Annotated in this window: 4 protein-coding genes and 1 pseudogene; 3 read left to right on the plus strand and 2 right to left on the minus strand. The window is 66.7% G+C overall.

Features of this window, described 5'->3' with window-relative positions; translation table 11 throughout:
• Window positions 1-49: 49 nt before the first annotated feature.
• Window positions 50-136, plus strand: a pseudogene (locus ACP5M5_RS10940) (P-type conjugative transfer ATPase TrbB); the annotation flags it as partial.
• 177 nt (window positions 137-313) lie between these two features.
• On the opposite strand, the gene ACP5M5_RS10945 reads toward ACP5M5_RS10940, so the two are convergent.
• Window positions 314-955 (minus strand): LexA family transcriptional regulator, encoded by a 642-nt coding sequence (locus tag ACP5M5_RS10945; protein WP_427937323.1) that lies wholly within the window; start codon window positions 953-955, stop codon window positions 314-316.
• Between the two features lie 196 nt (window positions 956-1,151).
• Between ACP5M5_RS10945 and ACP5M5_RS10950 the strand changes: the two genes are divergently transcribed.
• Both ACP5M5_RS10950 and ACP5M5_RS10955 read left to right on the plus strand, forming a co-directional pair.
• Entirely contained in the window at window positions 1,152-1,535 is a 384-nt protein-coding gene (locus ACP5M5_RS10950) for a hypothetical protein (protein ID WP_240319051.1), read from the plus strand.
• Between the two features lie 195 nt (window positions 1,536-1,730).
• Entirely contained in the window at window positions 1,731-1,964 is a 234-nt protein-coding gene (locus ACP5M5_RS10955; RefSeq protein WP_114913361.1) for a hypothetical protein, read from the plus strand.
• A gap of 37 nt (window positions 1,965-2,001) precedes the next feature.
• On the opposite strand, the gene ACP5M5_RS10960 is transcribed toward ACP5M5_RS10955, so the two are convergent.
• Window positions 2,002-2,805, minus strand: an 804-nt coding sequence (locus tag ACP5M5_RS10960; RefSeq protein WP_427937324.1) for a hypothetical protein, incomplete at its 5' end; no start/stop codon positions are given.

The following is a 2,805-nucleotide window of genomic DNA, read 5'->3' on the forward strand; positions in this document are numbered from 1 at the left end:
TCGGGAATCCTAAAAATGCCAAAGGCCAAAGAAATCTGCCAAAGTAGTGTTAGCGGCCCATCACGTCGGCGTCGAGCTCCATCCGGGCTCCCCGCGCGTCTCGGCCGAACTCCCCGAGACCGGCGAGCGGTTCGAGTTTCAGTGCGGGTGATCCCCCTTAGGCGATTGTTCCGGAGCAGGCGCTTCCGCAGCGTTGAAGATCCCGCGCCGAGGCCCCCGCTGCCGCCGCCGCCGCCGACTCCCGTCTGACCGCGCCCTGCCACCGACGTCCGCGATGGCTCGTACTCGAGCGCCCTGACGATTCTCCGATTTGTCATTGGCTTGCCCATAAAATCCGGTGCAGCCAGGTGATTTCGGCAAGTTCGAAACTGTAATCGGCGTGGGCCGGGTTGAGGCTTTTCAGTTCCACCCGGCGAGCGGAGCGGCGGGCGAGTTGTTTTGCCATCACCTCGCCGCGCAGCGTCCGCACCACCACCCTGTCGCCGCGCCTGACCGGCGCATTGGGCGAGACGATGACGATATCGCCATCGCGAAACACCGGTTCCATCGAATCGCCACTGATTTCCAAGGCGTAGGCGTGCGGGTCGGCGACCTCGGGCAAACTCACCTCGTCCCAGCCGCCACCGACCGGATAGCCGCCATCATCGAAAAACCCCTCGCCGCCCGCCTGCGCAAAGCCGATCAGCGGCACCCGCCGGGTCAGCGGCCGCGATGCGGCGAGCGCCCGCGCGCCGGTGACGAGGGCAGTAAACTCCTCGAGCCCGGCGCCGGTCGCCTGCAACACCTTCGCCAGACTCTCGGTGCTCGGCCAGCGCGCGCGGCCGTCGGGCATCCGCCGCTTGGACTGGTTGAAGGTGGTGGGGTCGAGCCCGGCGCGGCGCGCCAGGCCCGAGGGAGAAAGCCCCTGCTCGGCGGCGAGCGTATCGAGGGCACGCCAGATATCTTCGTGTTTCATGTCGCCTTGGCCGTTACGTGGTGGGTGGCCGATGCAATGCTGGAAGAACAGTGTGCAAGGAATTGAGTCCGAAGGGAATAGGAAATTTTACCTGATTACCCTTGCGGCGGGTCACGATTCGTGGTTTTTCTATCGCAGATAGTTCTTGCTTTGTTCTTAACATCCGCCTCCCGCCGCCAATGAGGAGTCCCGCGCCATGGCCAGCATCGCCCGCATGACCCACACGTCGCACCGCTTCCCCGCCGCCAGAGCCCCGCAGACCATCCCTTTCCGCAGCGCCGAGGAGGCTTGGCTGTGGACCATGGCGGCCCTCGTCGCCCGGCGCGATGGCGCCCGCGTGCGCGCCGGCATCGGCCGCGCGCCACGCCCGTGCGAGCCTGATGATGTGGTCAAATGCCTCGATACCCTCTATCGCCGCCGCCGCATCGACCTCGTCCATGCCCGCATTTTGCGCGTTTGGGGCGAACGGCAAGCGGCGCCGAATCCCGGCTTTGCCACCGAGCGCAGCGATTGGCGGCTGTGGCGCGAGGCGCTCGAGCGGCTGGAATGGCTGCTCCGCGTCAAGGGTATCGTCGCGTGATCGCGGCATCGGGATATACATGGCAGGGGTATGACGAAATTTTTAGGAAAATAGTCTTGACGCGTGTCAACTGACGGTTTAAATAATGCTCATCAACGGGCGAAATACGTTCGTTGGTTCCTCCTTCTTCCCAACCTGAAGGGCCGCACCTCCCCCCGGTGCGGCCCTTTCCTTGTACGCGCAAAGGAAACCGCCATGGCGCTCGCCACCCGCAATCTCTCGGTGCTCTCCTACGCCCAAGGCTTCACCCTCTGGCACTACAAGGCCGACAGCGAGCGCCTCGACGATGTCACCGCACCGGGCTTCTTCCGCGACGCCGGCGACCTCCTCGCCCCCGGCGACATGCTGATGATCTCGGCGCGCGATGGCGGACAGATCCTCACCGTCACCCGCGGCGCCAACCACCCCACCCTCGCCCCGCTCCGTTGAGCCCGCCGGCGGCGATCGCGCGGCCTTAACCGAGAGGCTAGCGCAAGCCCAGCAGCCGCCGCAATTGGCTGACGCGGTGACGAAACTCGGCATGGGTCATATCCGGCAGCGGCCAGGGCAGGCTGGCCCTGACCGCGCCAGCGCGCCAGGGGGCGCCGGCCGGGGCAGTGGCAAGGCGCTGCAAACTCGCCAACGGGCGCAACAGCAATTCGTGCAACGGCAGCGGGTTGATCGCCGCCGAGATGCGCCGCCCATCGATCCCGTGGACGAACGGAATGGTGTTGATCGCCCGCACCTCGCGTGCGTTCGGCCGGCGCAGCAGGCCGGCGATGTCAAAGAGCGCCGAAGCCGGGTCGATATGGTCGGGCCAGGCACCATCGAGCAGTGCCGCGAGCGCGTCGATCTCGGCGAGGCAGTCCCGCTCCAATGCCGCGAAGAAGGCGGCGCGGATCGCACCCGCCGGCGCCTGTTCGATGGCGTGCACGGCGCGGAAGCGGCCTTCTGCGGCGACGTAATGCGCAACCGAGCCGTGCGGGGCGGAAAAGAAAAGCTCCAGCAGGACCGGCCCCTCGCGGATGAGATCGCAGAGCGGCTCGGGATGGCCGAAGCTGAAAAGATAGCCCGACGCGGTGCGGGGCGTGAGGCCACGGCGCAACGCCGCCGGGAAAAGCCCGAGATAGCAGCCAAACAGATCCTCGTCGGCGAGCCCCGTAAGCCGCGCCAGGTGGCGCTGGATCGAGCCATGCCAGCCGATATCGACGATCATCCGCCGCCCCGGCGCGAGAAAATCCTCGCCGGCGAGATAGCCGAGCGCCGCTTCCCGCCGCGCCGCCAGCGCCGC

The sequence above is a fragment of the Acidibrevibacterium sp. genome (assembly GCF_049965395.1).
Classification (GTDB): domain Bacteria; phylum Pseudomonadota; class Alphaproteobacteria; order Acetobacterales; family Acetobacteraceae; genus Acidibrevibacterium; species Acidibrevibacterium fodinaquatile.

Coding starts and splice junctions, on each gene's coding strand:
- ACP5M5_RS10945 (WP_427937323.1), bottom strand. CDS start 955: ATGAAACACGAAGATATCTGGCGTGCCCTCGATACGCTCGCCGCCGAG.
- ACP5M5_RS10950 (WP_240319051.1), top strand. CDS start 1,152: ATGGCCAGCATCGCCCGCATGACCCACACGTCGCACCGCTTCCCCGCC.
- ACP5M5_RS10955 (WP_114913361.1), top strand. CDS start 1,731: ATGGCGCTCGCCACCCGCAATCTCTCGGTGCTCTCCTACGCCCAAGGC.